This is a genomic window from Pontibacter brevis, assembly GCF_054779655.1.
Genome location: NZ_BAAGXV010000042.1, coordinates 1 through 3,263 on the forward strand (window position 1 = coordinate 1; position 3,263 = coordinate 3,263).

Here is a 3,263-nt window from a genome sequence, read left to right on the forward strand (position 1 = left end):
ATTTGCGCCTCTGTGAACTTTGATTTTTTCATGGCAATTCGCTTTTGGTTCTATACGATTATTGCCCGTTTTCTCTAATTTACAACGGTCCGGTTTTGCGGGGGGGAGGTCAATATTCAGCCCGCTGGTTTTAGTGATGCTTGTGATTTATCTAGGTGCGATCATATTCTCAGGTAAAGACCCTTACAACGACAGGGAATTCCTGTTGCTGTTTAACCTGCTTCTGATAGGGGTAATGGCTTTGATATTTTTTTCTGTTGCCGAAGGATCAGCAAAAGAAAAACATCATGCAGGTACCTGGGTGCTTCTTCTGTTGTCCGTTGTCACAGTTTTAGTGAATGGTATTGCGCTGTCCGCTATTTCCTTCCGGATATCGGAGTGGGGAATTACGCCAAACAGAGTAGCTGTGCTGGGGGGGAATATACTAATGCTGGTGCACCTGCTCATCGTAACAGTGATGCTCTTCAAAGCTAGTAGAAAGAAAGCCGCCATAACCGGGGTCGGAAGGTCTATTGTGCTGTACATACCGGTTTACTTTGTCTGGGCAGCTGTAGTGGTATTTCTTTTCCCCCTGCTTTTTGGTTTTAAATAAAAGCGTTCTAACTATTTTGAACATACTTTATATAGTGGCAGCATGCAAAGCCTTCGAGGCTAAAAAGTTGGTTTAAAGAAGCAGTTCCGGCTTTTACTTAGCGCTATATAAATTGCCCTTGCTGCATGTTTTCACCAGCAAGTGAAAAGGCCGCTGCGGTCGGAATTGCTGGTCAAAACACTAACAAGGGCGGAACACCAGTAATGGCAGGTACAAAGTGTACTGGCTCCATCAAAAGATTATAAAAAAGAAAACAATCATGGAAAAGACATTAAACATTGGCAGTATCATCAGCGCTATATTTGGTATGGTTGCAATAGCAATCGGCATTATCAATACCTTCTGGGGAAACGATCCGGGCTATGGAATTTTTATTCTTTTGCTTTCTTCTGTTTATTTTCCTCCGGCAAATGTTCTTTTCAGGAAGTATACCGGCTTCTCAATTCCTCCCATATTAAAAATCCTGTTGGCGGTATTTATACTATGGTCAGCATTAGGCGTGGCTGAATTGCCTGATAAGATAAACCTCATGTTGATGGATTTTTAACTCTCGCCCTTGCCCATTACTGCACGTGTATAGAGGCAAATTATCATCTTGAAAGTATGTTTAGACCTTCCGCAGAAGTGATTTTGATCATTAAAAAGGCAAAACTTTATGGAAAAGACATTGAATTTGGAGAGTATATGTAGTGGTATATTTGCCGTAGTGCTTATCACTGTTGGCATGTTGAATTTGTTTTTGGTGCACCCTGTTCCGGGAACCGCTTACCTTTTTCTTTCTATTATTTACTACCCACAGACAAATAACTTTCTCAGAAAAAGGTTCGGATTCTCTATTCCGCTCCTGGTAAAAATAGCTTTAGGCATTGTTGTTATCATATTCACCTTAGGTGTGAGTGACCTTGGGGATATGATTGATAAAGCGGGCTAAGCAGGTTGTATGGGTCTCGGTGCTGACAGGTTCATTATCAGAGTCAGTAACAGGTTAAGGATGTATTGAATAATCATATTCAATACATCCAGTTATTATTGGCAACCACGTTTAATAGCGTAAATTTTAGTTTTTAGGAGCCGCCCCTGCGCCTGAGGGAAGCTTTTGGGGTGAGGTGGTAGGGCCGAAAACGCGGATTTTTCCATCTTTCACCTCCATGCGGTCAATAAAAACCACTCTTTCGTCACCTGTTTTGGTTGTTCTTCCGTGGTAGACGATGAACATTTCTGTGCCGTCAGGGGAGTAAGTGATGCTGTTATGCCCTGTGCCTGTTACTGTCCCCCCTTTGTCGGAGTTTTTTTGGAGTACCGGGTTATTAGCGGCTTTTTTATAGGGGCCTAAAGGCGAGTTTGAGGTGGCATACCCAACAGCATAATGTTGCCCACCGAAATAGTTGGCCGAATACATCATGTAGTACAAACCATCTTTCTTGAACGTAACAGAACCCTCTGTCCAGCGGCGGTTCACTTCGCGGGCCGTTACCGATCGGCTTTCCCACTCAGACTGCTTGTCGTTGAGGTTAACAGGTGGCCGCAGCAACAAAACCGGTTCACCGATAACGCCGGAAAAATCGGGCTTGAGTTCAACCCCGTACACCCAGCTTTCTTCAATTTCCTTGAACCAGCCTTTTTCCCGGGCCCATTCCGCTACCTGGCTTTCTACGGGGTGCTTATAGGCTACACGGGAGTAATATAGATAGACTTTTCCATTAGTATCAAAAAACACATTAGCGTCAATGACAGGGTAACCAGGGTCAAAAATCGGCTTACTGGCCATGTCAACGAAAGGCCCTGTAGGCTTGTCGGCTACTGCCACCCCGATGCGAAAGTTTTCTTCTTCGTTGCCTGGGTTTTCCTTCCATTGTGCACTGTAAAACATGTAGAATTTTCCATTCACGTCATATACCTCCGGGGCCCAGTAGGCACCACCCCAGCTGGCATTCGGATCGCTCCAGCCATTTTTGTTGTCATGGAAATAAACCTGCCCTTCAGGCTTCCAGTTTACCAGGTCCTTTGATGAATAAGCGGCAAATCCTTTATCTGCTCCGCCGCCCGTGCCATACATGTAATAGGTGCCCCCGGTGTACAGCACATAGGGATCACCAAACTGAACGTTCATGGGATTAGAGTAAGTGGCTTTTTTTGCATCGGCGCGCTTTGTTGTTTGAGCTGCCACTGGGTGAGAGTACAGGCCGGTAAAGCAGAAAAATAAAAGAAAAATATATTTCATAGTTGTGATAACGTTACTTCATCATAAAAAGGGTCATACGATCCTTCACAGCAAGGTGGACTTCTCTTCAGTTATTTTCTGAATATGGTGTTAGTTCAGTTTCTGAAAAGATACCTCTCTCAAATCTCTAAAGAGTATGAATAGCCTCTGATAGAAGCAAATTACGAAAAAAACCGCGAACATCATTTTCCCAAAAGCAAGGACACAGCACAACAGGTTTATCAACCCGGCCAGGTTCTCTGGTTGACGCAAAGTGGAGACTACAATGACAGGCCATTCCGGGAAGGAGCACTTTTACTGCAGGCTATAACGTAAAACTTAACTGACAGCAGGAAGCAGCAGGGCACACTAGAAGCTATCTCAAAAATACCTAAGCATTATCTTCATGCACGCGAGCAGCAGGAATGCCAGGTAATTATCAGCCTTCTTTTCCTGTCTGACCAAGGTTCT

General features: G+C 44.1%; 4 protein-coding genes. 3 read left to right on the forward strand and 1 reads right to left on the reverse strand.

Features of this window, described 5'->3' with window-relative positions:
* Nucleotides 1–142: 142 nt before the first annotated feature.
* The 3 genes from ACYVB1_RS12875 (at nucleotide 143) to ACYVB1_RS12885 (ending at nucleotide 1,523) form a co-directional block, all read left to right on the forward strand.
* The gene (locus ACYVB1_RS12875; RefSeq protein ID WP_460924128.1) at nucleotides 143–592 is read left to right on the forward strand and encodes a hypothetical protein; all 450 of its coding nucleotides are present in this window, start codon (nucleotides 143–145) and stop codon (nucleotides 590–592) included.
* A 259-nt stretch (nucleotides 593–851) separates the two neighbouring features.
* A complete protein-coding gene (locus tag ACYVB1_RS12880; RefSeq protein WP_460924130.1) occupies nucleotides 852–1,139 on the forward strand; it encodes a hypothetical protein in 288 nt (95 codons plus the stop codon).
* Nucleotides 1,140–1,247: 108 nt separating this feature from the next.
* On the forward strand, nucleotides 1,248–1,523 hold the full coding sequence (locus ACYVB1_RS12885; RefSeq protein WP_460924132.1) for a hypothetical protein: 276 nt from the start codon (nucleotides 1,248–1,250) through the stop codon (nucleotides 1,521–1,523).
* 126 nt (nucleotides 1,524–1,649) lie between these two features.
* Here ACYVB1_RS12885 and ACYVB1_RS12890 read toward each other — a convergent pair whose 3' ends face one another.
* Nucleotides 1,650–2,813, reverse strand: a complete 1,164-nt coding sequence (locus ACYVB1_RS12890) for a glycoside hydrolase family 43 protein (RefSeq protein ID WP_460924134.1) — start codon at nucleotides 2,811–2,813, stop codon at nucleotides 1,650–1,652.
* Nucleotides 2,814–3,263 lie beyond the last annotated feature (450 nt).